This is a genomic window from Pseudomonas sp. RIT-PI-AD, assembly GCF_025642785.1.
GTDB lineage: Bacteria > Pseudomonadota > Gammaproteobacteria > Pseudomonadales > Pseudomonadaceae > Pseudomonas_T.
Genome location: NZ_JANZKU010000011.1, coordinates 37,763 through 62,004, shown reverse-complemented (window position 1 = coordinate 62,004; position 24,242 = coordinate 37,763). Strand labels below are relative to the sequence as shown.

Genomic DNA, 24,242 nt, shown 5'->3' with positions numbered 1-24,242 from the left:
GGTGTGGTTTTCACGACCCGGGTCGAGCCGCGACGGGCTCGCCGGGTACCCCCATGCGACGCTCAGCCGCAGTAGGCGCGCTGGATGGTACCGCCCTCGTCGGTCTCGAGGTTCAGCCGCTGGGAGTCGTACTCCAGGGTGATCACGTCGTGGGGGCGCAGGACCCGCAGGGTGCGCGCCCCGGAACGCTGGCGCACTTGCTCCAGCAGCGCCGCATCGGCGGCCTTGCCCACCAGCGCGTCGCCGATCGCGGAGTCGCATCCGGCGCTGCTCGGCAACGGCAGGTCGGTGGCGTGCGCGCGGGCGTCCGGTTCGTCGGGGGAAGGGGCTTCCGGCGTGCTGCCACAGCCGCTCAACAGGGCTGCGAACAGTACATAGCCCAGCGGGATGACCTTGAATGTCATGGTGCCTCCTCGAGGATTCCGAAGGTTTCAACCCTATCAGCCCGAGGCGGCGGCGTCGCCTGCGCTTTTGACCCTGCGCGCCGGCTGCGGCCTAATGGCGGCTTTCGACGCCCGAGCGCCCCGAGATCGCCATGACCGCTTCGCCTCCCTTCGCGCGGCCCGCCGGTGCCAGCACCCTGCACTTGCCCCAGGGCGAGTGGACGACCCTGCTGGAGTGCCTGTGCGCCCACTTCCCGGCGATCTCCCGCGCGCGCTGGCTGGACCGCTTCGCGCGCGGGCGGGTGCTGGATGCCCAGGGCATGGCGTTGGCCGCCGACCATCCCTACAAGGTGGGCCTGCGCATCCACTATTTCCGCGAGGTGGACGAGGAAGCGCCGATCCCGTTCGACGAGCGCGTGCTGCATCTGGACGCGCATTTGCTGGTGGTGGACAAGCCGCACTTCCTGCCTGTCATGCCCTCGGGGAGCTATGTGGAACAGACCCTGCTGGCGCGGCTGATGCGACGCCTGGACAACCCGCACCTGGTGCCGATCCATCGCATCGATCGCCTCACCGCCGGGCTGGTGCTGTTCTCCGTCGACCCGGCCAGCCGCGATGCCTACCAAGCGCTGTTCCGCGAGCGGCGCATCGACAAGACCTACGAGGCCATCGCCCCGGCCTTGCCGGAACTGGATTTCCCCTATCGGCACCGCTCGCGGCTGGTGCCTGGCGAGCCCTTTTTCCGCATGACCGAGGCCAGCGGCGAGCCCAACAGCGAGACGCTCATCGAGGTGAAGGCCCGCCAGGGCGCGTTCTGGCACTACCGCCTGCATCCGGTCAGCGGGCGCAAGCACCAGTTGCGGGTGCACATGGCGGCCCTCGGCGCGCCTATTTGCGGCGATCCTTTCTACCCGCGCCTGCTCGAACGCCACCTGCGCGAAACCGACGACTACCGGCATCCGCTCAAGCTACTGGCGCGCAGCCTGACCTTCGTCGACCCGCTGGACGGGCGCCGCCGGCATTTCGACAGCGGCCTTACCCTCGACCCCTGAGGTTCACTCCGCGACGGGGGAATCGGCATCCACGAAGGGCGGCACCTCGCCCTGGGGATAGTGGCGGACCTGCTCGGCGCGCGTGGGCCGCTTGCTGCGGGTGTAGGGTTCCAGGTGCTGCGGCTGGCCGCTTTCCAGGGCGCGCTGGATGGCGGCGATGACCCGCACGTCGAGCCAGCCTTCCTCGGCGTCGGCCTCGGGGTCGCGGCCTTCGAGGATGCAACTGGAGAAATAGTCGGTTTCGCCGGCGAACTGGTCCACCACCGGATGCTTGCGCTCCTCCTGCCGCTCGCCCAGGGTGGTGCGGTAGCTGATCGCGGTCCCCGGGCCGAAACCGTAGCAGGGCGAGGCCTCCACCTCGCCTTCGCGGCCGATCAGTTGGAAGCGCTCGGTGCCCGGCACGGCATAGCTGAGGGTGAAGGTGGCCAGGCGCTCTTCGGGAAAGCGCAGGGTCACGGTCAGGGTGTCATGGAAGTTGAAGGGCTCGCCCGGGGTGCGCACCCCCACGGCGTGGACTTCGATGGGCTCGGCGGCGAACAGGTTGCGCACCGCGTTGATCGGGTAGGGGCCCATGTCCGCCGCCGGGCCGGCCCAGAAACCGTTCTGCGCCCGATGATTGCGCGCCTCCACGTGCTGGGTGAAGGTGGAGGTGAACAGGCGCGGCTCGCCGAATTCGCCGGCATGCACCCGCTCGATGATTTCCAGCATGCCCGGCTCGTGATGCAGGCGGTAGGCGACCATCAGCTTGGCGCGGGAGGCCCGTGCCGCCTCGACGATTTCCCACGCCGCCGCCTCGCTGGTTTCCGCGGGCTTCTCCAGCAGCACGTGGATGCCTGCTTTCAGCGCCGGCAGCACGAACTGCCGATGCAGGAAATTCGGCGTCGCCACGTACACCGCGTCGATCTCGCCGGAGCCCAGCAATTGCTCGTAATCCTCGTAGGCGTAGCTCTTCAGGCCGTAGCGCGCGGCCAGTTCCTTGGCCTTGCGCGGGTCCCCGGTGACCAGCGCGGTCATCACCGAGTTACGGGTCTGGACCACGCCCGGCATGAACGCCGCCTGGGAAATCCAGCCGCCGCCGACGACGGCGTAACGGACCTTGCCTTGCGTATCGGGATTGCTCACAGCCTGTTCTCCTCTTTCCGATTGGGTAAGAAGTGGGCAATGGGCTGCCAGCAGAGTTCAGCGCGGTCGATGGCTGGGGATGAGAAGGCGCGCGGTCGGTTGCAGCAGGACCGCCACCCCAGTGGGCAGGATAGTCACCCTGCCCAATCGTCCCAGTGCAGACCTTGCGCTCGCCCGGACTTCCAGATGAACGATCGATGCTGTGGTCGCCCTGCACTCATCGGGTCCGCGCTGGCCTCATTCCCAGTCTTCGTCATCCTCGTCCTCCCCTTTCGGGGGCTCAAAGGGCTCCACGCGGTACCAGGTCCCGTGCGCCTTGCAGTCCGCTATCGTCCCGTCCACGGAGGATCGTAGGTACGTGGCCATGCCCATGTCCTCCTGGCGCTCCACCACGTCACGATCCAGGTTGATGCTGGAGGACATAAGTAAAGAGGATGCGTAGCGGCTATAGCGCTCGGGTATTTCCCGGCGGCCATCCCAGAGATAGATGGTTCTGCTTTCCTGCCAATACACCGCTACTTGTTGGTCGCCATCCGGCCAGCGATAGCCGACCAAGCAGAAATGGTTGTCTTCATGGTTGTGGCCCATGCGAACTACTAGGTATTGCAGATCATACTGAGGATTGAGGTAGAGCGGTTCTTTAAGAATATCGATATGAGCCGATTGTCCGCTAAAAATGGATGGTCCAAAAAGTTCATTTGCGTGTGGCAGCGTGCAAAAGATCGCCGCCATGCAGAATAGGATAAAACGACAGAGGCCGGGCTTAGTCATCAACGTGTTTTCCTATAACGCTCCAGAAATGCAGGGTTGAGTTTATAGAAAGTCTGCCCTGCGAAGTCATACGGTTGTTCGTAAGCGCCTCCCGGATGAAAAGAATTCTTTTTTCTCCATCCATAAAACTCTCCAGCGAGTCGAACTTCTTTACCTGATGAAACCTCTATGGCGCGTATGAGATGCTTTCGGTATACAGAGTAGCGTTTATCGCTGGCATTGTTTGCGATTTCCAGTATCTCAGCTATCAAGGTTGCCTGTTGCGGTTCAATATTTGGATAAGAACCAAATCCTTTCACCTCTTGGCCTGGGCCCGCCATTATTAACGCCGTAATGGTTCTGGAACTTGGGTTGTTGAATACTCTTATATCTGAAAAATTCATCCTGTATGAAAACCTGCTGAATAAGCAGCATGGCCGTAAGTGAGTCTTTATCGCCTGGGAAACCAGGGTTGCCAGGCGATATCGATTCTGCGAGCAATACCCGTGCAAGCGCACCCTCATCGGTATTCGAGGGTGGGAGCTCCAGTTTCGGCACGACATTCAATGTCAGCCCTGTCAGGTATTTTTCACCCGTGCCACTGAGGGCCGTAATGCGCGCGCCTTGGCAGGCCATTCGGGCCTCGAAGCGGATCGTTTGTTCCTGGAAACGTTCGTCCGCTTTTTGTTTCACATCGATGCACGGGCTGTCGCGGGTGACTCGGTAGTGTTTCTTGTCGGGCCCCAGGCCATTCAGCTTCACAGTCAACTTGTTGCCGATAACTCAATCGACCGTTCCGGTTACGGGGTCAGCGTCTCGTGTATTGCGTCTGAATAACAGCATGGTGAGTTCCCTTTGCCAGGGAAGCGCCAGCATGCCGGAGAAGAACGAATGATCCTGTGGTGTCACTCGCATTTCGAGCGCGGTGAGCTTCCGGAAGGCAGGGGGAGGACGGCGCGTACGCGTCCTCCTCCCCATGGCATCACCGCACCAAATGCAGGAACTGCAGGTGCCGCTCGTACTGGTCGAGGATGTCGTTGATCACCTGTTCCTTGCTGTAGCCCACCAGATCGTAGTCCTGGCTGCCTTCGGCGAGGTGGACTTCGGCGCGGTAGTAGCGGCGGTTGTTGAGGTTGCGCGCGGCCAGGCCGGCGATGGCGAAGGAGGGGGTGAAGAAGCCGCGCATCACCACCTTGTAGAGGAAGGGGTGTTCCTCGCCGTGGCCGATCTCCAGGCTCAGGCTGGCGTTGTTGGTGTCCAGGCTGGTGGCCACCGACAGGCCTTTCTCGCGGAATTGCGCGGCGACGTCTTCCATCGCCGGGCGCAACAGGCTTTCCATGAAGCGGTACACCTCGTCCCGCGAGGGGAAGTGCACGGCCTGGCTGAGGCGCTGGCGCCAGCCGCCGCTGTGCCGGCTGGAGCGCCCGGTCACCGGCGCCGGCGAGTGCAGGCGCGCGCGCTGGCGCTGCGACTCCAGGTGGAAGGCCTTGTGCAGGCCCCACATCATCAGCAGCAGGATCAGCGAGAACGGCAGCGAGGTCAGCACCACCGCCGATTTCAGCGCGTCGATGCTGCCGGCGAAGAGCAGGCCGCTGGTGATCAGCGCGGTCATCGCGCCCCAGAACACCCGCAGCCATTTCGGCCCGTCCTCGTCGACGCTGCCGCCGCGGGCGGAGAGGGTGGACAGCACCACGGTGCCGGAGTCCGCCGAGGTGACGAAGAACACGAAGCTGACGAAGACCGTCACGCCGATCACCGTGCGGCTCCAGGGGTAGGTCTCCAGCAGGCGATAGATGGCCATGGCCGGCTCTTCCACGGCGACCCGCGCCAGGTCGCCGAAGCCGTGGCCAATCACCTGGTCGATGGCGCTGTTGCCGAAGATCGACATCCACGCCAGGGTGAAGCCGAGGGGGATGAACAGCACGCCGAAGACGAATTCGCGGATCGTCCGGCCGCGGGAAATCCGCGCGATGAACAGCCCGACGAAGGGGGCCCAGGCGATCCACCAGGCCCAATAGAACACTGTCCAGCTGCCCAGCCAGTCGGAGGGCTCGTCATAGGCGTAGAGGTCGAAACTCTTGACGGGCAACGCGCCCAGGTAGTCGCCGAGGTTCTGGATCAGGGTGTTGAGCAAGTGCTGGGTGGGCCCGGCGAACAGCACGAAGAGCAGCAGCGCGCAGGCCAGCAGCATGTTGATGTCGGACATCACCCGCACGCCTTTCTCCACCCCGGAGACCGCCACCAGGATGGCCGCGCCCATCATCAGCGCGATCAGGGTCACCTGCACCCAGGGGGTGTGCGGCACGTGGAACAGGTAGTCGAGGCCGGCGTTGAGGTGCAGCACGCCGAAGCCCATGTCCGCGCCCAGCCCGAAGATGGTGGCGATGATACCGAAGGCGTCCACCGCATAGCCGAGCGGGCCGTTGATGCGCTTGCCGATCAGCGGGTAGAGCGCCGAGCGCAGGGCCAGCGGCAGGTTGTGCCGGTAAGCGAAGTAAGCCAGGGCCATCGCCACCAAGGCGAACACGCCCCAGCCGTGCAGGCCCCAATGCAGGAACAGCAGTTGCATCGCCTGGCGCGCGGCGTCGCGGCTGCCCGGTTCGCCCTGGGGCGGCAGGGCGAAGTGGGTGAGGGGCTCGGAGACGCAGAAGAAGAACAGGGTGATGCTGATCCCGGCGGCGAACAGCATCCCGGCCCAGGACAGGTAGCTGAACTCCGGTTCGTCGTGGTCGGCGCCGAGCTTGATCTTGCCGTAGCCGGATAGCGCGGTGACCACCACGAAGACCAGGTACAGGCTCATCGCCAGCAGGTAGTACCAGCCGACGCTGTCGGCGGCCCAGGTCTGCGCGCGCAGCAGCCAGTCGCCGGCGCGCTGCGGGAAGAGCACCACCACCAGGCCGAACAGCAGGATGAAGGTCGCCGAGCAGTAGAACACCGGGGGGTTCATGCGCGGCAGGGCGTGGTCCGTGGTCGAAGGCGCGCTCATGGTCGAACGCCCGTAGCGGAGTGCCGGATGGGGAGCAAATGAACCTCCTGTGTCGTCATTTTATTGATCGAACGTTCAATATAAACACGGAAGGGCGGTCCGGGGCCAACCCGGGGCCGCCGCGTGGCGCACGGGAAGCGCCCGCCCGCACCCCTGGCACGGGGCCCGGAGGCAGGCTTGGCGGTTTCGTCGGAAAGACGTGGAGGGAGGCGGGGCGCGGCCTCAGCCGGGCAGTTCGGCGCGCAGGCGGTCGATGCGGGCGTCCTTCTCCCGCCACAACGCGGATACCCAATCCTGCACGTATTGGCGGAAGACCGGGTCGTTCTGGTAGTCACCGCGCCACAGCGCCGGGTCGAGCGCCAGGGTGCGGATGTCGACGATCACCTTCGGCACCCGGCCGCAGAGCAGGTCCCAGAAACCCGGCACCCGCTCGCCGGGGTAGACCAGGGTGACGTCGAGGATGGCATCGAGTTGCTCGCCGAGGGCGGCGAGGACGAAGGCCACGCCGCCGGCCTTCGGCTTGAGCAGGTGGCGATAGGGCGAGCCCTGGCGCGCCTGCTTGGCCGGGGTGAAGCGCGTGCCTTCCAGGTAGTTGACCACGGTTACCGGCAGGCGCTTGAACTTCTCGCAGGCGGCGCGGGTGATCTCCAGGTCCTTGCCCTTCATCTCCGGGTGCTTGTCCAGGTAGGCCTTGGAGTAGCGCTTCATGAAGGGGTAGTCCAGCGCCCAGAAGGCCAGGCCGAGGAAGGGCACCCAGATCAGTTGCTGCTTGAGGAAGAACTTGAAGTAGGGCGCCTTGCGGTTGAACGCCTGCACCAGCGCCGGGATGTCGACCCAGGACTGGTGGTTGCTGATCACCAGGTAGGAGGTGTCCTTGCGCAGCTCGGCGGCGCCGCGGATGTCCCAGACGGTCGGGGTGAGCAGGGCGAAGATGCGCTTGTCGTTTTCCGCCCAGTATTCGGCGATCCACATCACCCCGCGCGAGCAGGCGTCGCGCAGCGCCTGGCCAGGCGCCACCAGCTTGAACAGCGCGACGAGCATCATCGGCCCGATCAGCAGCAGGGTGTTGAGCAACAGCAGAAAGGTGGCGCAAAGGCCGGTCAAGAGCGCCCGCATGGGGTCGGTTCCTTGGCTCGCTTGAGGCGTCGCCATCATACCCAGGCGTACCGCTCAGCCCAAGTTGACGCGCGACCTTGCCGGGGCAGGGGTGGCGTATTACCGTGCTTTCAGGGCGTCTCCACGCCCGCGCGGGAGCTCGCACCTTGTTGAAACGTATCGCTGTCGCCGATCTGCGCCTGGGGATGCACGTCCACGAACTCTGCGGTTCCTGGATGGACCATCCGTTCTGGAAAACCCGCTTCGACCTCTCCTCCGAGCGCGATTTGCAACGCTTGCGCGACAGCGGCGTGAGCGAGCTCTGGATCGACACCGACAAGGGCCGCGACCTCGAGGCGGGGCTGGCCAGCCAGAGCGTCGCCGAGGTCCGCGCGCAAGCCGAGGCGCGCCTGCTGGCGGCGGAAGCTCCGGCGCTGGTGCGGCGGGTGGCCCTGGACGAGGAAATCGGCCGCGCACAGAAGCTCTGCGGCGCCGCCAAGGCGGCGGTGGTGGCGATGTTCAACGACGCGCGCATGGGGCTGGCCATCGACACCGGCCATGTCGGCGAGCTGGTGGAGGAAATCGCCGCCTCGGTGGCTCGCCATCCCAACGCGCTGATCAGCCTGGCGCGGCTGAAGACTTCGGACGAATACACCTACATGCACTCGGTGGCGGTCTGCGCGCTGATGATCGCCCTGGCGCGGCGCCTGGAGCTGGACGCGCCGCTGGTCCGCGAGGCGGGCGTCGCCGGGTTGCTGCACGACATCGGCAAGATGGCGATCCCGCCGCAGGTGCTGAACAAGCCCGGCAAGCTGACCGACGGCGAGTTCGCCGCGGTGCGCGAGCACCCCGAGGCCGGCGGGCGCATCCTCCTCGACAGCAAGCAGGTCAGCGCGCTGGTGCTGGACGTCTGCCTGCACCACCACGAGAAGATCGACGGCAGCGGCTACCCGCACCACCTGGCCGGCGAGCAGATCAGCCTGTTCGCCAAGATGGCCGCGGTCTGCGACGTCTACGACGCGATCACCTCCGACCGCCCGTACAAGAAGGGCTGGGACCCGGCCGAGTCGATCCGCAAGATGGCCGAGTGGTGCGCGGGGCATTTCGACGAGGCGGTGTTCCAGGCCTTCGTCAAATCCGTCGGCATCTACCCCACCGGCTCCCTGGTGCGCCTGGAGAGCGGCCGCCTCGGCGTGGTGCTGGAACAACACGACCGCTCGTTGCTGGCGCCGCAGGTCAAGGTGTTCTTCTCGGCCCGCTCCAAGATGCCGATCCCCCAGGAAGTGGTGGACCTGGAGAAACAGGCCGGGCGCGACCGCATCGTCGGCCGCGAATCCGCCGAGCAATGGGGCTTTCGCCACCTCGAGCGGCTCTGGCTGAACGTGGAGCCGGCGCGCGGTTCCTATTTCGGCTGAAGCCCGCTTCGCCCTCCGCGCAGAACCAAGCCCGGACGCGCGAGTCTATCGGCCTGTCCCGTGCGACCTGCCATCGCGGCCGCGCGCGGTCCCTGCCATTCACCGAGGAGCAATCGGTTTGAAACGAGTTCTCGCCTTGCTCGGCCTGGTCGTCCTGCCGGCCTTCGCCGCCGAACAGCCGACCCTCTACGGCCGCTACGAATACATCCGCCTGCCGGAAATCGGCCAGACCCTGAAAGCCAAGATGGACACCGGCGCGCTGACCGCCTCGCTGTCGGCCAAGGACATCGAGCGCTTCGAGCGCGAGGGCGAACCCTGGGTACGCTTCCGCCTGGCCTCCAAGGGTGCCGATGCCACCGTCTACGAACACCGCCTGGCGCGCATGAGCAAGATCAAGAACCGCGCCGACGAGGAAGAGGAAGAGAGCGGCGCCACCGAAGTGGCCAAGCGCCCGGTGATCGAGATGGAGCTGTGCCTGGGCCAGGAGCGGCATACGGTCGAGGTCAACCTCACCGACCGCACCGCCTTCAACTATCCCCTGCTGGTCGGCGCCCACGCCTTGGAGCGGCTGGAGGCGGCGGTCGATCCGGCGCGCAAGTTCACCGCCGGCAAACCGCAGTGCTGAGCCACCCCGGCTGAGCGTCGCCGCCAATTGACGGCGGCGCGCGGCTGCGGCACCGTGCCGGGCTTCCGGCGCTCGCCCGTGCCACGAGGGTACGGGCGCTGGCGCACGCCGCGCCCGGTCCGACTCGGAGACCCCCGCCATGCCGTCCGTGCTGATCGTCGAAGACGAAGCCGCCATCGCCGACACCCTGATCTACGCGCTGCAGGCCGAGGGCTTCGCCACCACCTGGCTGGGCCTGGCCGGCGAAGCCCTGGCCCTGCTCGAACGGCAACCCTTCGACCTGCTGATCCTCGACGTCGGCCTGCCCGACATCAGCGGGTTCGAGGCCTGCAAGCGGCTGCGGCGTTTCTCCGACCTGCCGGTGATCTTTCTGACCGCGCGGGACGCCGAGATCGACCGGGTGGTGGGCCTGGAGATCGGCGCCGACGACTACGTGGTCAAGCCGTTCAGCCCGCGGGAGGTCGCCGCCCGGGTCAAGGCGATCCTGCGGCGCCTGGCGCCCCGGGATGCGCCGACGCCGGCCCCGCCCGGGCCGTTCCAGGTCGACTTGGAACGCTTTCGCATCCACTACCAGGGCCAGCCGCTGGTCCTGACCCGCCATGAGTTCCGCCTGTTGCAGACGCTGCTCGGCCAGCCGCAGCGGGTGTTCGCCCGCGAGCAGTTGCTCGACGCCCTCGGCGTCGCCCGCGAGGCCGGCTACGAGCGCAGCGTGGACAGCCACATCAAGAGCCTGCGCGCCAAGTTGCGGCAGGTACGCCCGGACCTCGAGCCGATCCAGACCCATCGCGGGCTCGGCTACAGCTACGACCCGGAGCGCTAGGCGATGCCCCTGGGCGCGCGGATCTTCCTGGTCTATTTCCTCTTCGTCGGGCTGTCCGGCTGGTTCGTGCTCGCCACGGTGATGGACGAGATCCGCCCCGGCATGCGCCAGTCCACCGAGGAGACCCTGGTGGACACCGCCAACCTGCTGGCGGAAATCCTCCGCGACGACGTGAAGCGCGGCACCCTCGGCGACAGCCGCCTGACCGAACTGCTCCGGGCCTACGGGCAGCGGCGCCCGCAGGCGAACATCTGGGGCGTGCGCAAGACCGCGGTGAACCATCGCATCTACGTCACCGACGCCCATGGCATCGTCCTGCTGGATTCCAGCGGGATCGGCGTCGGCCAGGACTACTCGCGCTGGAACGATGTCCACCTGACCCTGGAGGGCCACTACGGCGCCCGTTCGACCCGGGAGAACGCCGACGACCCGGATTCCTCGGTGATGTACGTGGCGGCGCCGATCATGGACGGCGAGCGGATCATCGGCGTGGTTTCGGTGGCCAAGCCGAACCGCACCCTGCAACCCTACATCGAGCGTTCGCAGCGGCGCCTGGCCTGGCTCGGCGCCGGGCTGATCGGTCTCGGCCTGCTGGTCGGCGGGCTGCTCTCCTGGTGGCTCAGCGGCTCGCTGCGGCGACTGACCCGCTATGCCCGCGCGGTCAGCGCCGGCGAGCGCGCGGCCTTGCCGCGCCTGCGTGGCGGCGAGCTGGCGCACCTGGCCGAGGCGGTGGAGCGGATGCGCGTCGAGCTGGAGGGCAAGGCCTACGTCGAGCGCTACGTGCACACCCTGACCCACGAATTGAAGAGCCCGCTGGCGGCGATCCGTGGCGCCGCCGAGCTGCTCGAGGGGGAGATGCCGGCCGAGCAGCGGCAGCGCTTCGTCGCCCACATCGAGCGCGAGAGCGCGCGCCTGCAACAGCTGATCGAGCGGTTGCTCGACCTGGCCCAGGTGGAGCAGCGCCAGGGGTTGGAGGAGCGCGTGGAAATTCCCCTGCGCGCCCTGGTGGACGAGGTGCTGCTGGCGCGCACGGCGCGCCTGGAGGGCGCCGGCCTGCGGGTGGAGAACCGGGTGCCGGCGGAACTCGCGGCGATCGGCGAGCGGTTCCTGCTGCGCCAGGCCCTGGGCAACCTGCTGGACAATGCCCTGGATTTCGCGCCCGTCGGCGCCCGTCTGGAGTTCGACGCCGGTCGCCAGGGCCGCCTGGCCAGCCTCGGCCTGTTCAACCAGGGCCCGGCGATTCCCGACTACGCGCTGCCGCGCCTGACCGAGCGCTTCTATTCCCTGCCGCGCCCATCCAGCGGGCGCAAGAGCACCGGGCTCGGCTTGAACTTCGTCCAGGAAGTCGCGCAGTTGCACGGCGGGACGCTGGAGCTGGCCAACCGCGACGACGGCGTGTACGCGCGTCTGACCCTGCCGGCGGCCTGAGGCGCGGCCCGCGGCGTCACACAATCTCCATGGATTCTCCATGGCGGCGCCACGAAGCCCCGACAGGGGCCCGGCAGACTCTGGGCATCTTCCACCCCACAGAGTCCCGCCATGATCCGAACCCTGGGTTTCAAACTCGGCACCATCGCCCTGCTGATCCTGCTCCTGTTGATCCCGCTGTCGCTGATCGACGGCCTGGTCGGCGAACGCCAACGCCTGCGCGACGCGGTCTTGCAGGACATCGCACGCAGCTCCAGCTACCCGCAGCAGATCAACGGCCCCCTGCTGGTGCTGCCGTACCGCAAGTCGGTGCGCGAATGGCGCACCGGGGCCGACGGGCAACGCTACCAGGAAGAGAAGGAGCATGCCGGGCGCCTGTATTTCCTCCCGGAGCGTTTCGCGCTGACGGGCGACGTCTCCACCGAAACGCGAAGCCGCGGCATTTACCAGGCGCGTCTGTACCATGGCCAGAGCCACATCAGCGGGCGTTTCGCCTTGCCGGAGCGTTTCGGGCTGGGCGAGGCGTTCGCCGACTACCGGTTCGAGCCGGCCTTCCTGGCCGTGGGCATCAGCGATATCCGCGGCATCCGCAATGACCTCGTGGTGACCCTGAACGGCCAGGCCTTCGGCTTCCAGCCCGGCAGCGGCGACGTGCGCCTCGGCGCCGGGGTCCATGCGCCCCTGCCGAGCCTGACGAGCGCCGCGCAGCCACTCGATTTCGCCTTCGACCTCGACCTGCAGGGCAGCGAGCGGCTGGCGATCAACCCGGTGGGGCGCGACAGCCGCATCGAGCTGAAATCCGACTGGCCGCACCCGAGCTTCTTCGGCGAATACCTGCCCAGCGAGCGCGAGACCGATGCCAAGGGCTTCACTGCCCGCTGGCAGACCAGCTTCTTCGCCACCAACCTCCAGGAAGCGCTGGCCAACTGCGTGCGCAACCCGTCCTGCGCGAGCTTTCCCGTCCGCGAGCTGGGCGTGACCTTCATCGATCCGGTGGACCAGTACCTGAAGAGCGAGCGGGCGATCAAGTACGCCCTGCTGTTCGTCCTGCTCACCTTCGCCGGCTTCTTCCTCTTCGAAGTGCTCAAGCGCCTCGCCGTGCACCCGGTGCAGTACAGCCTGGTCGGGCTGTCCCTGGCGCTCTTCTACCTGCTGCTGGTCTCGCTGTCGGAGCACCTCGGGTTCGGCCTGGCCTACGGCCTGTCGGCGGGCGCCTGCGTCGGGCTGAACGCCTTCTACGTCGGCAACGTGTTGCGCAGCGGCGTGCGCGGGCTGGGCTTCGGCGCGATGTTGGCGGCCCTCTACGGGATGCTCTACGGCCTGCTCAGCGCCGAGGACTACGCGTTGTTGATGGGATCGCTGCTGGTGTTCGGCGTGCTCGCCGCGGTGATGCTGCTGACCCGCCGCCTGGACTGGTACGGCCTGACCGGCAAGCCCGTCGCCCCCTGAACCTGGATGGCGCGCCCGACGCGCCACGGAGTGCCCATGAAAAGCCTTTTGCGTCTGTGTGTCTGCTTCGGCGGCGGTCTGTTGCTCAGCCTGCTGGTCCCGGGGACGATGATGTTCGCCGGGGCCTTCGGCCCGCTCGCCGGCTGGCTGGGCAGCGGCGAACCCCTCGCCGGTCTGCTGCTGTGGGGGCTGCCGGATGGCTTCTGGCGCGCGCTCAGCGGCGTCGAGGAGGCCCGGCGCAATCTCCAGGTGAGGTCGTTCCTGGCCTTCTGCCTGGCGATCCTGCAACCCGCGCTGCTGCTCGCCGCGCTGGCCTTCCGCTGGAGCCGCCCGCGATGAGCCGGCACCTCGGATTGCGCGAGGAAGCGCGCGCCGCCCACTGGCTGGCGCGGCGCATCGCCCGGTTGTTCCCGGTCCGCGAGGCCGGGCCCGCCTCGCCCGGGCCGGTTCAGGCCGGCGGCGCGCTGGCGCGCATCGACGGACGCTGCTGCGCCTGGGCATACCAGTGCGCCAGGCGCGGATAGCGCTCGCGCCAGGCGAAGTCGGCCAGGCGCAGGTCCAGGTAGCCGAGGGCGCAGGCCGCGCCAATGGCGGCGATGTCGAACCGGCTGGCCAGTTCGTCGATCGCCGCGCTCTCCAGGTAGTCCAGGGTCCGCTGGATCTTCTCCCGCTGCCCCGCCTGCCAGGCGTCCCAGCGCTTGTCCTCGGGGCGCAGGGCGCTTTCGTAGCGCAGCAGCACGGTGGCGTCGAGGATGGCGTCGGCGAGGGACGCCAGGGTCAGGGCACGCCAGCGGGCGGCGCCTTCGCGGGGAATCAGCGGCGGGCCGGCGTGCTGGTGGTCGAGGTAGTCGAGGATCACCCGGCTGTCGTGCAACACGCTGCCGTCCTCCAGGCGCAGGGCGGGAATCTTCCCGGCCGGGTTGTCGCGGTTGACCTCGGCGCTCGGCGCCACCGGGCTCAGGTGCGCGCCTTGCAGGGTCACGCGGTCGATCTGCCCGGTCTCGTGCAGCAGGACCACCACCTTGCGCACGAAAGGCGACAGCGGCGAATGGAACAGGGTCAGGCTCATGGGCTCTCCTCGTGATCAGTAGCGGATGACGACCAGGCGGTCCTGGCCGGACTCCGCGCCCCAGACCTCGCCGACGCGGCCGCGCAACTGTCGCACGGCGGTGCCCGGTCGGTCACTGGCGAAACGGGTGAAGTCGTGGCTGAACGGGTTGAAGCGCAACAGGGCGTCGCCGGCCAGGTCGCTCAGCCAGATGCGGTCCTGCTCGTCGACGTACACCGCGTAGGGCCGCGCCTGCTCGCCGTCCGGCAGCGGCCATTCACGCCATTCCCGCGCCAGCGGATCGTAGAGGCTGAGTTCGTCGGCGTCCGCCGCGCTCACCCAGAGCTTGCCCTGGGCGTCGCTCCACAGGCGTTGCGGAGCCTGCCCAGGGTGGGCGGCGGGGAGGACCTCCGCGCGGCCGTCCACCGGGTCGACGTGCACCAGGGCGTGGCCGCGCGGGTTGGCGTACCAGATTTCCCCGGCCGGGGTCACGCCGATGCCGTCCGGGCCCTCGCCGTCCGGCGCCGGCCACACCTGGAAGGTCTTGCGGCGCGGGTCGAAACGCCCGTAGAGGCCCTTGCGCCCGGTGAACCAGAGGTTGCCATCGTTATCCAGCACGGCGCTGGCCAGCTCGGCGGCGGCCGCTTCCGGCGGCAGCTTGAAGGTCTCCACGCCGAGCCGCTGCGGGTCGATGCGCACCAGTGCGTTGAGCCCGGCGTCCACCACCCAGGCGGCGCCGTCGGCGTCGACCAGCACGTCCTGCGGATGCGCCTCCGGGCCCAGGGGAATCAGCTCGCTCTGGCCGGTCTGCGGGTCGAGCCGGCCCAGGGCGCCGAGGCCGCCGGCGCTGAACCAGATGCGTCCGTCGGAGCCCGGCGCCACCGCCTGCGGGGCGCTGCCGGCGGGCAAGGGGTAATAGCGCAGTTCGTCGGCGTGGCCGAAGGGGCTCGCCAGCAGGGCGAACAGGGCGAGCGCGATGGAGCGGAACATGGGAGGCCTCCCGGCGTGGGCATGGGGTAATGGACTGCCGGAACCGCGCGCCGGTTCGACGCGCTAGCCGGTGCCCCGGGGCCGGCGCCGCAGCAAGGGCCAGAAGCCCAGCACGCAGGGAATGCCGAGGCCGACCCAGGCGCAGGCATCCCACAGGCCGTCGCCGAGCAGGGCGGCCACCAGCCCGCCGGCGCTGAGGGCGGCGATCAGCGCCGGCAGGGCGAAGACCCGCCGGTAGGAGCCGGCCTTGCGCGTCATCGCGGCGCCGGGCTCGCGCGGCGCCGCGCCCACCAGAGGTAGAGGCCGCTGCCGAGCACCACCAGGGTCAGGCCGTCGAGCAGCGCCCAGAGCACTTTCATCGGCATGCCGCCGTAGTCGCCGAAGTGCAGCGGTTGCGACATCGCCAGCACGTCCATGTACCAGGGGCGCCCGCCGACGGCGGTCACCGCGAGGCTTTGCGCGTCGATCAGCACCGGGGTCCAGAGGTGCGAGGTAAGCGGCGTCGCCCCCTTCATGAACACCGTGTAGTGGTGCGCGCTGGAAAAGCGCGTGCCGGGGAAGGCGATGAAATCCGGGCGGGTGCCCGGCGCCGCCGCGCCGGCGAGGGCCGCCAGGCGGGTGACCGGCGCCCGCTCGCGGGGCGGCGGCAGGTCGCGGTAGGGGGCCACCATGGCCGCCAGGGTGTCGTTGCGCCAGGCGGCGATCAACAGGTCGGCGCAGGCGCTGAACACGCCGGTGATGCCGACCACCAGCGCCCAGGTCAGGGTGACGATGCCGATCAGGTTGTGCCGGTCGAGCCAGCGGGTGCGCGCCGCGCGGGCATGGCGGACGCTGGCGAACCCCAGGCGGCGCATGAAGGGCGCGTAGAGCAGGGTGCCGGAAACCAGCGCGACGATGAACAGGATGCCCATGCCGGCCAGCAGCAGCTTGCCCGGCAGGCCGGCGAACAGGTCCACGTGCAGGCGCAGGATGAACAGCATCGGCCCGCCGTTGGCCGAGGGCATTTCCAGGGCCTCGCCGCTACGGGCGTCGAGCAGGAAGGTGTGCGAGGCGTTCGGCTCGGTGTCGGCGCGGGCGGCGGTGATCGCCATCACCGCGTTCGGTTCGTCGTCCTCCCAGCCGAGGTATTGCACCACCTCGCCCGGGCGGTGCGCCTCGGCGGCGGCCACCAGCGCCTGCAGGTCGAGCGCCGGGGTGTCCGCCGGCCGTTCGCGCAGCACCGGGGCATCGCCCAGCAACTGGTCGATCTCGTGGTGGAAGATCAGCGGCAGCCCGGTCAGCGCCAGCATCAGCAGGAACAGGGTGCAGATCAGGCTGCTCCAGGTGTGCACCTGGGACCAGCGCCGGATGGTGGTCGATTTCATCGGGGCTCCAGGCCCCCGGCGTCATGCCGGAGGCCTCGCGGCATCAGAATTCCAGCTGCGCGGAGAAGGCCACGCTGCGGGGTTCGCCGAGGTAGGAGCTGTTCAGCCAGTATTCCTTGTTGCTCAGGTTGTTGACGTTGACGCGCAAGGTCACCTGGTTCTCCGCCACCCGGGTGCGGTAGCGCGCGCCGGCGTCGAACACGGTGAAGGACGGCAGGCTGGTGTGGTTGGCCTCGTCGACGTATTGCTTGCCGGTGTAGTAGGCGCCGCCGGTGAGGGCGAAGCCGGGCAGGGCGCCCAGGTCGTACTCGGCATACAGCTTGGCCAGTTGCGAGGCGGTGTTGGTCGGTCTGTTGCCCTCGTTGGCCGCCACGCTGGTCTTCTTGATCTGCGGATCGATCAGGGTGAAGCCGCCGAGCAGGGTCAACTGCGGCAGCACCTTGCCGGTGACGCTGAATTCCAGGCCATTGTTTTCCTGGCGACCGTCCTGCACGTAGAGGTTGTAGGCGTTGACGTAGCTGTTGGGCTTCTCGATGTTGAACAGCGCCAGGGTCAGCAGGGTCTCGCCGAGGGTGGCCTTGGCGCCGATCTCGTACTGTTCGCTCACCTGCGGTTCCAGCGCCGTGCCGCGGTTGATCGCGGTGCTCGGCGCGATCCCGCCGGCCTGCAGGCCTTCGATGTAGGTGGCGTAGGTGGTCAGCCAGGGCAGCGGCTTGTACACCAGGGAGATGTTCGGCGAGGTTTCCGCCTTGTCGTAGCTGGTGCCGGTCTCGGCGTAGCCGAAGGCGGTGGCGTAGACGAAGTCGTTGTCGTAGCTCTTGATCTGGGTATGGGTCAGGCCAAGGATGGTCGACCACTGCGGGTTGAAGGTGATGATGTCGCCGATCAGGTAGTTGTTCGACTCGCTGGTGGACGCCAGGCGCTTGGAGCGGTTGCCGATGGAATACTCGGGCTTGTCCACCTGCGGGGTTTCGTTCAGCGGAACGGTGCCCACCACCGACACGTATTGCGGCCCCGGGTACGGCACGTTGTCGATGTGCTGCTTGGTGCGCGAGGTGTTGCCCTGATAGCCCAGGGTGAGCTTGTGCCCCAGCGGGCCGGTGTCGAAGGCGGAGTCGAGGAACAGGTAGCCGGACTTCTCTTCGTGGTCTTCCGGGGCGAAGGCGTACAGCTCCTGCACGTAGCCGGCCGGGCTGTAGATGCTCGGGCCGGTGTAGGTGTATTCCTGGCTGAACTCGGTGGCGGCGAAGGCCCCGCGCAGGGTGAACACGTCGTTCAGGCGCCAGGTCGCGCGGGCCCCGACGCGGTCGCTCTCGTCGTCGGAGAAGGCCCATTTCTGGCTGTAGAGCTTGTCGTTGTGCAGCGACGAGGCGTCCGGGCGCAGGGCGCCGTCGGGGATGTACCAGTAGCTGGTCAGGCCGCGGATCTCGGTCTTCTTGTGGGAGGCGTCGAACTGCACCTGGAGGTCGTCGTTGACGTTCCAGTCCAGCGCCGCGCTGATCATTTCGCGGCGGCGCTTCTGCAGGTCGAGGGCGGTCTCGCCGTCCTGGGTCAGCACGTTGACCCGGTAGGCGAAGCGTTTCTCGCTGTCGATCGGCCCGCCGAAGTCGCCGTGCAGGTAGTAGTTCTCGCCGCCGGCGTTGCCCAGGGTGACGCTGTTGTAGCGCTCGTAGGTGGGGCGCTTGAGCACGTAGTTGGCCAGCCCGCCGGGGGTCGCCGGGCCGTAGAGGAAACCGGTGAGGCCGGTGACGATTTCCAGCTGCTGCATTTCTTCGATGTAGTTGCCGCCGTCCGACGCCGTGGTGAAGCGCAGGCCGTCGTTGGCGATGCTCAGGTTACCGGCGCTGGCGAAGCCGCGGATGCTCGCCGCGCTGGCATAGCCGGCACCGGTCGGCGAATAGACCTGGGTGAAGGGGCTGCGCTTGAACACGTCGTCGAGGGAAGTGGACTGGGTGTTCTGCAGGAACTCCTGGGGCACCACGCTTATGGAATAGGGCGTGTCCTGCAGGCGCATGCCGCCGAGGGCGCCGACGTTCTTCAGGTTCTCGCTGCGGTAGCCGGCCGCCTCGCTGCCTTCCACGGCATCCGCGCGGGCGTCGATGTTGACGTCCGGCAGCGCCAGGGCGTCGCCTTCCACCGCGGGCGCCAGGCTGTAGGTGCCGGCGGCGCTGTGCACCAGTTGCAGGCCGCTGCCGTTGAGCGCGGCACGCAGGGCGCCGGGCGCGTCGTATTCGCCCTGTACCGGCTGGGCGGTCTTGCCGGCGGTCAGCGCCGGGTCGATGCTCAGGGCGATCCCCGCTTCGCTGGCGATCCGGTTCAGGGTGTTGGCCAGGGGCGCCGCCGGCAGCCGGTAGGCCTGGCTCTCGGCCAGGGCATGCAGCGGCAGGCCGCCGAGGGCGATGGCGACGGCCAGCAGACGCGGGCGGAACAGGGAACTGAGCGGGGTGGACATGGGGTGTGACTCCGAGGCGGTATGGGTCGGTTATTCCCTTGCCGAAGCCGAATGGAAAAGTGATAGGGCCGCTGAAAAATAATTTTTCCGGGAGCCGGCGGCCCCGCGAAATCCTCAGGGTTTCGCCGGGACCACTCGCACCCACCAGCCGGTATGCCGTTCGATCCGCACCGGCAGGCTGGGCGGCAATGCGGCCAGTGCGCGATCGCTGTCATACAGCGGGAAGCTGCCGCTGATGCGCAGGTCGGCGATCGCCGGGTCCACGCCCAGGTAGCCGTCGCGGTATTCGCCGAGGGCGTCGAGCAGGTCGCCGAGGCGCTGGTTCTCCACCACCAGCATGCCGTGGCTCCAGGCATCCGCCGCCAGCGGCGCCGGTTGGCTGGGCTCCAGGCGATCGGCATGCATCAGCACCCACTGGCCCTCGGGGACGATCCGCTCGGTGCCCGCCGCGGCGGGCTGGGCGGCGACCGCCGACTGCAACACGGTCAGGCGGGTGGCGCCGGCCTCGCGCCGTACCAGGAAGCGCGTGCCCAGGGCGCGCAGATCGCCTTCCGCGGTGCCGACGACGAATGGTCGCGGGTCGCCGTGGGCGGTTTCCACCAGAATTTCGCCGCTGCGCAGGACGAGCCGTCGCTGGTGCGCGTCGAAACGCACGTCCAGCGCACTGCGGCTGTTGAGCCGCACGCGGGTGCGATCGGGCAGCAGCAGCTCGCGTTGTTCGCCGCCGCCGGTGACTTCATCGGCCAGCCAGTCGCCGAGGGGACGCTGCCGCTCCAGCAGGCCCAGGCCGAGGGCCACCGCCAGCAGCAGGCCGAGCACGCCGCCGCCCAGGCGCAGCCGGCGCGCGGTGGGCGTGGCGCGCAGCAGGGCGCGTCGCGCCGGCGTGGCGCTCGCGGCCGCCAGCTGGCGATCGAGCCCGGCCAGTTGCGCCCAGGCCCGGGCGTGTTCCGGATGGGCCGCGTGCCAGTCGGCGAAGGCGGCCCGTTGCTGCGGATCGGCTTCGCCCGAGCCGAGGCACAGTTGCCAGCCGATGGCTTCGTCGAGGACCTGGGCGGATACCGGGTGCGCCGGACTCATCGCGGTTCCCCGTAGAGCGCCACGTAGCACTGGCGCAGGCCCTGGGCGAGGTACTGGCGCACCCGCGGCACCGAGACCCCCAGGCGGTTGGCGATCTCGGCGTGGCCGAGGCCATCCAGCCGGTTGTAGAGGAAAGCCGCGCGCGCCTTGCTCGACAGGGTGCCGAGCAAGCGGTCGATCTCCCGCAACGCTTCCAGCAACAGCGCCTGCTCCTCGACGTCCGGCTGTTCGGCGGGCGGTTGCTGGGCCAGTTCGTCGAGGTAGTTGCGCTCCAGGGCGCTGCGGCGGAAATGATCCACCAGCAGGCCGCGGGCGATGGTGGTCAGCAGCGCGCGGGGTTCGCGCAGCGCCGGCAACTGCTGTTTGTTCAACAGGCGCAGGAAGGTGTCCTGGCTGAGGTCCTCGGCGCGCTGCGGGCAGTGCAGGTTCTTGCGCAGCCAGGTGAGCAGCCACGCGCGGTGGTCGCGGTAGAGCGAGCCCACGAGTTGGTGATCGAGCGATTCCCCTGCTGACACGGTGACCTCCGCCACGCGAATGGACAGAAAAACGAGAACTATTCGCAAATATAATCGCAGACACTGGCCAAGTGCCGCAATCGCAGGTGGTCGGCTGGCGCTCGAAAGCGTGACGTTCGCGGTCGATGGCGGCGTGTTGGCGGAACGGGCGGGGTGGCTCGGGCCCCTGGCGGATGCTCTTCGCGGGCGTTCAGAACGATGGCGTTTGCTGGCGCCGCCGGCGTCGGGCGCAGGCCTCGACCAGCGCCGGCAGATCCTCGAAACCCCGGCGCCGCGCGCGGCTGAACAGGATCAAGGCGATCTCCGCGGTGACCAGCGCATCGGCGCTGGCGTGGTGGCGCTGCGGCACGTAGAGGTCGAAGTGCGCCACCCAATCGTCCAGCCCGCCACGCTCGAGGCCGGCCTCGGGGCACAGCAACGGGGCCAGTTCGGCGATGTCGAGGAAGGGGTGTTGCAGGCGCAGGTCGAGGTCGTCCTTGAGGGCGCGGGCCAGCATGTGCCGGTCGAACCCGGCATGGAACGCCAGCAGCGGGCTGTCGCCGAGGAACTCCATGAACGCCAGCAACCCCTCCGCCGGTTCCACGCCGGCGGCCAGGGCGCTGGGGGCGAGACCGTGCAGCAGCACGCTGGCGCCGGGCTTGCCGTGCTCGCGGCGCAGGGTGGTTTCGAACTGCTGGGCGAAGTCGATGGCACCCTCCTCGATCACCACCGCGCCGATGGACAGCAGGTGGTCGCGTTGCAGGTCGAGGCCGCTGGTTTCCAGGTCGAGCACCACCAGGCGCTGGTTCGCCGCGGCGAAGGCGGCCGGTTCCGGTAGGCGCTCGCGACGCGTTTGCAGGGCCGGGTCGAGGGGCGGTCGGCGCCGCCATCGCCAGGGAAAGCGCGTCATAGCTGGTAGCGCAGCGCCAGGCTGGTTTGCAGGCGCTGCGCCTGGCGGAAGGATTCGCGCAGGATGCGCCGGTCCAGGTGGTTGAGGCTGTCCGGGTCCAGGCGGTTGCCGTAGGGCAGGTTCTGCCGCGCCTGTTGCTGGTGCTGCTGCATGCGCACCAGTTGGATGAAGTGATAGGCCTCGATGTAGGCGGCGCCGTCCTGGGCGTCGATCACCTCCAGCTCCATCAGGCGGCGCAGGCGCTCCAGGGTGCCGACGGCTTCCACGCCGTGGGCCAGGGCGAGCAGGCGGGCGCCGTCGACGAACGGCGTCAGGCCCTGGGCCTTGAGGTCCAGGGTGTCTTTCTCGGCGCCCTTGCGCGCCACCACGAAATCGCGGAAACGCCCCACCGGCGGGCGTTGGCGCAGGGCGTTCTCCGCCATCAGGCGCTGGAAGGCGCTGTTGTCGGCGACCTCGGCGAGCATCTGGCGGCGCACCTGCTCGCAGCCCTCGGCGGGGCCCCAGATGGCGCGCAGGTCGAAGAAGATGCTCGACCCCAGCAGGTTTTCCGGTGTGGCTTCGCGGACGAAACTGGAGAAGCGCCGCGTCCATTCGGCGCGGGACAGGCACAGCTGCGGGTTGCCGGCCATGATCTGCCCCTTGCACAGGCTGAAGCCGCAGCGCGCCAGGTCCTGGTTGATCCGCTCGGCCAGCGGCAGCAGGCGTCGCCGGGCCTCGGCCGCCTCCACCGCGTCGGCGGCCTCGAACAGCATGCCGTTGTCCTGGTCGGTGTGCAGGGTCTGCTCGCGGCGCCCCTCGCTGCCGAAGCTCAGCCAGGTGAAGGCGATGCCAGGATCGCCCAGGGCCTCGAGGGCCAGCTCGATCACCCGGCAGACGGTGTGGTCGTTGAGCAGGGTGATCAGGTGGGTTATCTGGGTGGAGCTGGCGCCGTGGGCGAGCATCCGGTCCACCAGTTGGCGGATGTCGCTGCGCAGGGCGGAAAGCGTTTCCACCCGGCCGGCGTGGCGGATGGTGCGGGCCAGGTGCACCAGGTCGACCCGTTGCAGGGAGAACAGGTCGCGTTCGGACACCACCCCCAGCAGGCGCTCGTCGGCCACCAGGCAGACATGGGCGATGTGCCGCTCGGTCATGGCGATGGCGGCGTCGAAGGCGGTCGCCTGCGGGCCCAGGTGGTAGGGCGCCTGGGTCATGGCGTCGGCGATGGGGCGCGCCAGCTCGGCGCCGATGTCGGTGGTCGGGTCGGCCACCAGCCCGCGCAGGTCGCGCAGGGTGAAGATGCCCAGGGGGCGCTGTTCCGGCGACACCACCACGATGCTGCCGACCTGCTGCTCGTGCATCAGCCGCACCGCTTCGCGCAGCGGCAGCGCCGGGCCGCAGGTGACCGGCTGGCGCACCGCCAGCTCGGACAGTGGGGTTTCCAGGGAATACTGCGCGCCGAGGGTTTCCGCCGCGCGCGCCTGCACCTGCTGGTTCACCTGGTCCAGCAGGCCGCTGACGCCGCGCAGGGCGAAGTCGCGGAAGGCGGTCGAGAGGGTGAACAGCTTGACGAAGGCGCGCTTGTCCAGCAGCAGGCAGAAGGTGTCCTCGCCGGCCAGGTGCTCGGTACGGGTGGCGCGCTCGCCGAGCAGGGCGGCGAGGGGAAAGCACTCGCCGCTGGCGATTTCGAAGGTGCTGCCGTCGTCGCGTCGCGCGGCCTGCGGCCGTTCGCCCACCACCCGGCCCTGCTTGACGATGTAGAAGTGCTCCACCGCGCCGTTTTCCGGCTTGATGATGGACTCGCCGGCGGCGTAGAAACGCAACCGGCAGTTTTCCACCAGATAGGCCAGGTGGGCGCCTTCCATCTGGTTGAACGGCGGGTACTTCTGCAGGAATTCCATGGTGCCGCGGACGTTCTGCATCACCGCGAGCTTGCCCGCCTGGGCGATATCCTTCGCTTCGTTCATACCCGTACCCGCAGGGGTGGCTGAAAATGCATGCTGCGCGGCGTGTGGCGCCGCGCCCATTGGACGTAAGTCTAAAAAAGCCGCTATCCGCGCGGATTCGCGACCGTTCGGCAGCGAACCCCGGCCAATCGGGAACTCTAGACCCGCGCCGCGCATCCCACCAGCGGTAACCCGCGCACCCCCGGTTTTGTGCGGGACGCGCGTCCGAGGACGCGATGAGGGCTTTCCATGAGTTACGGCGATTTGCTGAGCGAAGAGGAGCTTCGCGCGTTGGACGATATCGTGCGCCTTCCCAGCGCACACCCCGGCGTACTGCTGGTGGACGAAGAAGAGTCCACCCGCGCCGACCTGGCCGAATGGATCATCGATCAGGGCATCGCCTGCATGACCGCGGGCAGTGTCGAAGAGGCCATGGCGTTGCTGGCGACGCGGCCCTCCATCGGCCTGCTGGTGAATGCCCTGCGCCTGCATGGCGACAGCGACGGCCTGGAGCTGGTGCGCCAGGTGCGCCGATCGGCGCGGGCCACCTTGCCGGTGATCATCCTTTCCGGCGACGCCGCGGTGGAAGACGCCATTGAGGCGATGCACATGAAGGTGGTGGACTTCCTGCTCGAACCGGTCGATCCCTCGGTACTGGTCACGCTGATCCGCAACGAGCTGGGCGTGCCGCCTCCGCAGCCGTCGCGGAGGCGGGCTAGGCACGGGCCAGCGAAAGCCCTGAGCGTCACCTGCGGCTGACGCCGCGCCGTCCCGTCTTTTCGGCTATGCGCGTTACCCCGGGTTCCCCCAGGCCGTTCGCCTCCCGCGAGCCGTCGCCGGCCGATCACGGGGCCGCGCGC

24 protein-coding genes are annotated in these 24,242 nt (G+C 68.3%); 8 read left to right on the top strand and 16 right to left on the bottom strand.

Annotated elements, in window-relative coordinates:
* Window positions 1-62 precede the first annotated feature (62 nt).
* Window positions 63-404 (bottom strand): I78 family peptidase inhibitor, encoded by a 342-nt coding sequence (locus OGL92_RS11750; RefSeq protein ID WP_263143794.1) that lies wholly within the window; start codon window positions 402-404, stop codon window positions 63-65.
* A gap of 131 nt (window positions 405-535) precedes the next feature.
* Between OGL92_RS11750 and OGL92_RS11745 the strand changes: the two genes are divergently transcribed.
* Entirely contained in the window at window positions 536-1,435 is a 900-nt protein-coding gene (locus tag OGL92_RS11745; RefSeq protein WP_263143793.1) for a pseudouridine synthase, read from the top strand.
* Between the two features lie 3 nt (window positions 1,436-1,438).
* Here the strand turns inward: OGL92_RS11745 and OGL92_RS11740 are convergent, their stop codons facing one another.
* The 6 genes from OGL92_RS11740 to OGL92_RS11715 form a co-directional block, all read right to left on the bottom strand.
* Entirely contained in the window at window positions 1,439-2,557 is a 1,119-nt protein-coding gene (locus OGL92_RS11740) for a Gfo/Idh/MocA family oxidoreductase (RefSeq protein ID WP_263143792.1), read from the bottom strand.
* Between the two features lie 237 nt (window positions 2,558-2,794).
* Complete coding sequence (locus tag OGL92_RS11735; protein WP_263143791.1) at window positions 2,795-3,328, bottom strand: hypothetical protein; 534 nt, start codon at window positions 3,326-3,328, stop codon at window positions 2,795-2,797.
* Entirely contained in the window at window positions 3,328-3,627 is a 300-nt protein-coding gene (locus tag OGL92_RS11730; protein ID WP_263143790.1) for a hypothetical protein, read from the bottom strand. Before OGL92_RS11730 ends, OGL92_RS11735 begins: the two co-directional genes overlap by 1 nt.
* On the bottom strand, window positions 3,596-4,075 hold the full coding sequence (locus OGL92_RS11725) for a hypothetical protein (protein WP_263143789.1): 480 nt from the start codon (window positions 4,073-4,075) through the stop codon (window positions 3,596-3,598). The genes OGL92_RS11730 and OGL92_RS11725 overlap by 32 nt, the downstream gene beginning before the upstream one ends.
* 214 nt (window positions 4,076-4,289) lie before the next feature.
* Window positions 4,290-6,293, bottom strand: a complete 2,004-nt coding sequence (gene betT / locus OGL92_RS11720; RefSeq protein WP_263143788.1) for a choline transporter BetT — start codon at window positions 6,291-6,293, stop codon at window positions 4,290-4,292.
* A 222-nt stretch (window positions 6,294-6,515) separates the two neighbouring features.
* Window positions 6,516-7,409, bottom strand: coding sequence for an acyltransferase (locus tag OGL92_RS11715; protein WP_263143787.1), 894 nt, complete (start codon window positions 7,407-7,409; stop codon window positions 6,516-6,518).
* Between the two features lie 146 nt (window positions 7,410-7,555).
* Between OGL92_RS11715 and OGL92_RS11710 the strand changes: the two genes are divergently transcribed.
* From OGL92_RS11710 to OGL92_RS11685, 6 genes are all read left to right on the top strand, one after another.
* A complete protein-coding gene (locus tag OGL92_RS11710; RefSeq protein WP_263143786.1) occupies window positions 7,556-8,803 on the top strand; it encodes an HD-GYP domain-containing protein in 1,248 nt (415 codons plus the stop codon).
* Window positions 8,804-8,921: 118 nt separating this feature from the next.
* Window positions 8,922-9,428: an ATP-dependent zinc protease gene (locus OGL92_RS11705; RefSeq protein WP_263143785.1), complete on the top strand. Its 507-nt coding sequence runs from the start codon at window positions 8,922-8,924 to the stop codon at window positions 9,426-9,428.
* A gap of 139 nt (window positions 9,429-9,567) precedes the next feature.
* Complete coding sequence (creB, locus tag OGL92_RS11700; protein ID WP_263143784.1) at window positions 9,568-10,248, top strand: two-component system response regulator CreB; 681 nt, start codon at window positions 9,568-9,570, stop codon at window positions 10,246-10,248.
* A 3-nt stretch (window positions 10,249-10,251) separates the two neighbouring features.
* Window positions 10,252-11,676: a two-component system sensor histidine kinase CreC gene (gene creC / locus OGL92_RS11695; protein ID WP_263143783.1), complete on the top strand. Its 1,425-nt coding sequence runs from the start codon at window positions 10,252-10,254 to the stop codon at window positions 11,674-11,676.
* Window positions 11,677-11,787: 111 nt separating this feature from the next.
* Window positions 11,788-13,125: a cell envelope integrity protein CreD gene (gene creD / locus OGL92_RS11690; RefSeq protein ID WP_263143782.1), complete on the top strand. Its 1,338-nt coding sequence runs from the start codon at window positions 11,788-11,790 to the stop codon at window positions 13,123-13,125.
* 36 nt (window positions 13,126-13,161) lie between these two features.
* Entirely contained in the window at window positions 13,162-13,464 is a 303-nt protein-coding gene (locus OGL92_RS11685) for a hypothetical protein (RefSeq protein ID WP_263143781.1), read from the top strand.
* 109 nt (window positions 13,465-13,573) lie between these two features.
* Here OGL92_RS11685 and OGL92_RS11680 read toward each other — a convergent pair whose 3' ends face one another.
* The 9 genes from OGL92_RS11680 to OGL92_RS11640 all read right to left on the bottom strand — a co-directional run bounded on the left by OGL92_RS11680 (window position 13,574) and on the right by OGL92_RS11640 (window position 23,403).
* On the bottom strand, window positions 13,574-14,194 hold the full coding sequence (locus OGL92_RS11680) for a glutathione S-transferase family protein (RefSeq protein ID WP_263143780.1): 621 nt from the start codon (window positions 14,192-14,194) through the stop codon (window positions 13,574-13,576).
* Between the two features lie 15 nt (window positions 14,195-14,209).
* A complete protein-coding gene (locus OGL92_RS11675; RefSeq protein WP_263143779.1) occupies window positions 14,210-15,163 on the bottom strand; it encodes a lyase in 954 nt (317 codons plus the stop codon).
* Between the two features lie 63 nt (window positions 15,164-15,226).
* Window positions 15,227-15,421 (bottom strand): hypothetical protein, encoded by a 195-nt coding sequence (locus tag OGL92_RS11670; RefSeq protein WP_263143778.1) that lies wholly within the window; start codon window positions 15,419-15,421, stop codon window positions 15,227-15,229.
* A complete protein-coding gene (locus OGL92_RS11665) occupies window positions 15,418-16,527 on the bottom strand; it encodes a PepSY domain-containing protein (protein WP_263143777.1) in 1,110 nt (369 codons plus the stop codon). The genes OGL92_RS11670 and OGL92_RS11665 overlap by 4 nt, the downstream gene beginning before the upstream one ends.
* A 43-nt stretch (window positions 16,528-16,570) precedes the next feature.
* Window positions 16,571-18,979 (bottom strand): TonB-dependent receptor, encoded by a 2,409-nt coding sequence (locus tag OGL92_RS11660; protein ID WP_263143776.1) that lies wholly within the window; start codon window positions 18,977-18,979, stop codon window positions 16,571-16,573.
* A 114-nt stretch (window positions 18,980-19,093) separates the two neighbouring features.
* Window positions 19,094-20,056, bottom strand: coding sequence for a FecR family protein (locus OGL92_RS11655; RefSeq protein ID WP_263143775.1), 963 nt, complete (start codon window positions 20,054-20,056; stop codon window positions 19,094-19,096).
* Entirely contained in the window at window positions 20,053-20,571 is a 519-nt protein-coding gene (locus tag OGL92_RS11650) for an RNA polymerase sigma factor (RefSeq protein ID WP_263143774.1), read from the bottom strand. Before OGL92_RS11650 ends, OGL92_RS11655 begins: the two co-directional genes overlap by 4 nt.
* Before the next feature lie 190 nt (window positions 20,572-20,761).
* On the bottom strand, window positions 20,762-21,460 hold the full coding sequence (locus OGL92_RS11645; protein WP_263143773.1) for a 3'-5' exonuclease: 699 nt from the start codon (window positions 21,458-21,460) through the stop codon (window positions 20,762-20,764).
* On the bottom strand, window positions 21,457-23,403 hold the full coding sequence (locus tag OGL92_RS11640; protein ID WP_263143772.1) for a putative nucleotidyltransferase substrate binding domain-containing protein: 1,947 nt from the start codon (window positions 23,401-23,403) through the stop codon (window positions 21,457-21,459). The genes OGL92_RS11645 and OGL92_RS11640 overlap by 4 nt, the downstream gene beginning before the upstream one ends.
* 228 nt (window positions 23,404-23,631) lie before the next feature.
* Here OGL92_RS11640 and OGL92_RS11635 point away from each other — a divergent pair, with 228 nt between their 5' ends.
* Window positions 23,632-24,141, top strand: a complete 510-nt coding sequence (locus OGL92_RS11635) for a response regulator (protein ID WP_263143771.1) — start codon at window positions 23,632-23,634, stop codon at window positions 24,139-24,141.
* Window positions 24,142-24,242: the final 101 nt, after the last annotated feature.

Excerpts from the sequence above, each read along its gene's own strand:
- OGL92_RS11750 (WP_263143794.1), bottom strand. The coding sequence starts at position 404 with ATGACATTCAAGGTCATCCCGCTGGGCTATGTACTGTTCGCAGCCCTG.
- OGL92_RS11745 (WP_263143793.1), top strand. The coding sequence starts at position 536 with ATGACCGCTTCGCCTCCCTTCGCGCGGCCCGCCGGTGCCAGCACCCTG.
- OGL92_RS11735 (WP_263143791.1), bottom strand. The coding sequence starts at position 3,328 with ATGACTAAGCCCGGCCTCTGTCGTTTTATCCTATTCTGCATGGCGGCG.
- betT (WP_263143788.1), bottom strand. The coding sequence starts at position 6,293 with ATGAGCGCGCCTTCGACCACGGACCACGCCCTGCCGCGCATGAACCCC.
- OGL92_RS11715 (WP_263143787.1), bottom strand. The coding sequence starts at position 7,409 with ATGCGGGCGCTCTTGACCGGCCTTTGCGCCACCTTTCTGCTGTTGCTC.
- creB (WP_263143784.1), top strand. The coding sequence starts at position 9,568 with ATGCCGTCCGTGCTGATCGTCGAAGACGAAGCCGCCATCGCCGACACC.
- creC (WP_263143783.1), top strand. The coding sequence starts at position 10,252 with ATGCCCCTGGGCGCGCGGATCTTCCTGGTCTATTTCCTCTTCGTCGGG.
- creD (WP_263143782.1), top strand. The coding sequence starts at position 11,788 with ATGATCCGAACCCTGGGTTTCAAACTCGGCACCATCGCCCTGCTGATC.
- OGL92_RS11685 (WP_263143781.1), top strand. The coding sequence starts at position 13,162 with ATGAAAAGCCTTTTGCGTCTGTGTGTCTGCTTCGGCGGCGGTCTGTTG.
- OGL92_RS11680 (WP_263143780.1), bottom strand. The coding sequence starts at position 14,194 with ATGAGCCTGACCCTGTTCCATTCGCCGCTGTCGCCTTTCGTGCGCAAG.
- OGL92_RS11675 (WP_263143779.1), bottom strand. The coding sequence starts at position 15,163 with ATGTTCCGCTCCATCGCGCTCGCCCTGTTCGCCCTGCTGGCGAGCCCC.
- OGL92_RS11670 (WP_263143778.1), bottom strand. The coding sequence starts at position 15,421 with ATGACGCGCAAGGCCGGCTCCTACCGGCGGGTCTTCGCCCTGCCGGCG.
- OGL92_RS11665 (WP_263143777.1), bottom strand. The coding sequence starts at position 16,527 with ATGAAATCGACCACCATCCGGCGCTGGTCCCAGGTGCACACCTGGAGC.
- OGL92_RS11660 (WP_263143776.1), bottom strand. The coding sequence starts at position 18,979 with ATGTCCACCCCGCTCAGTTCCCTGTTCCGCCCGCGTCTGCTGGCCGTC.
- OGL92_RS11655 (WP_263143775.1), bottom strand. The coding sequence starts at position 20,056 with ATGAGTCCGGCGCACCCGGTATCCGCCCAGGTCCTCGACGAAGCCATC.
- OGL92_RS11645 (WP_263143773.1), bottom strand. The coding sequence starts at position 21,460 with ATGACGCGCTTTCCCTGGCGATGGCGGCGCCGACCGCCCCTCGACCCG.
- OGL92_RS11640 (WP_263143772.1), bottom strand. The coding sequence starts at position 23,403 with ATGAACGAAGCGAAGGATATCGCCCAGGCGGGCAAGCTCGCGGTGATG.
- OGL92_RS11635 (WP_263143771.1), top strand. The coding sequence starts at position 23,632 with ATGAGTTACGGCGATTTGCTGAGCGAAGAGGAGCTTCGCGCGTTGGAC.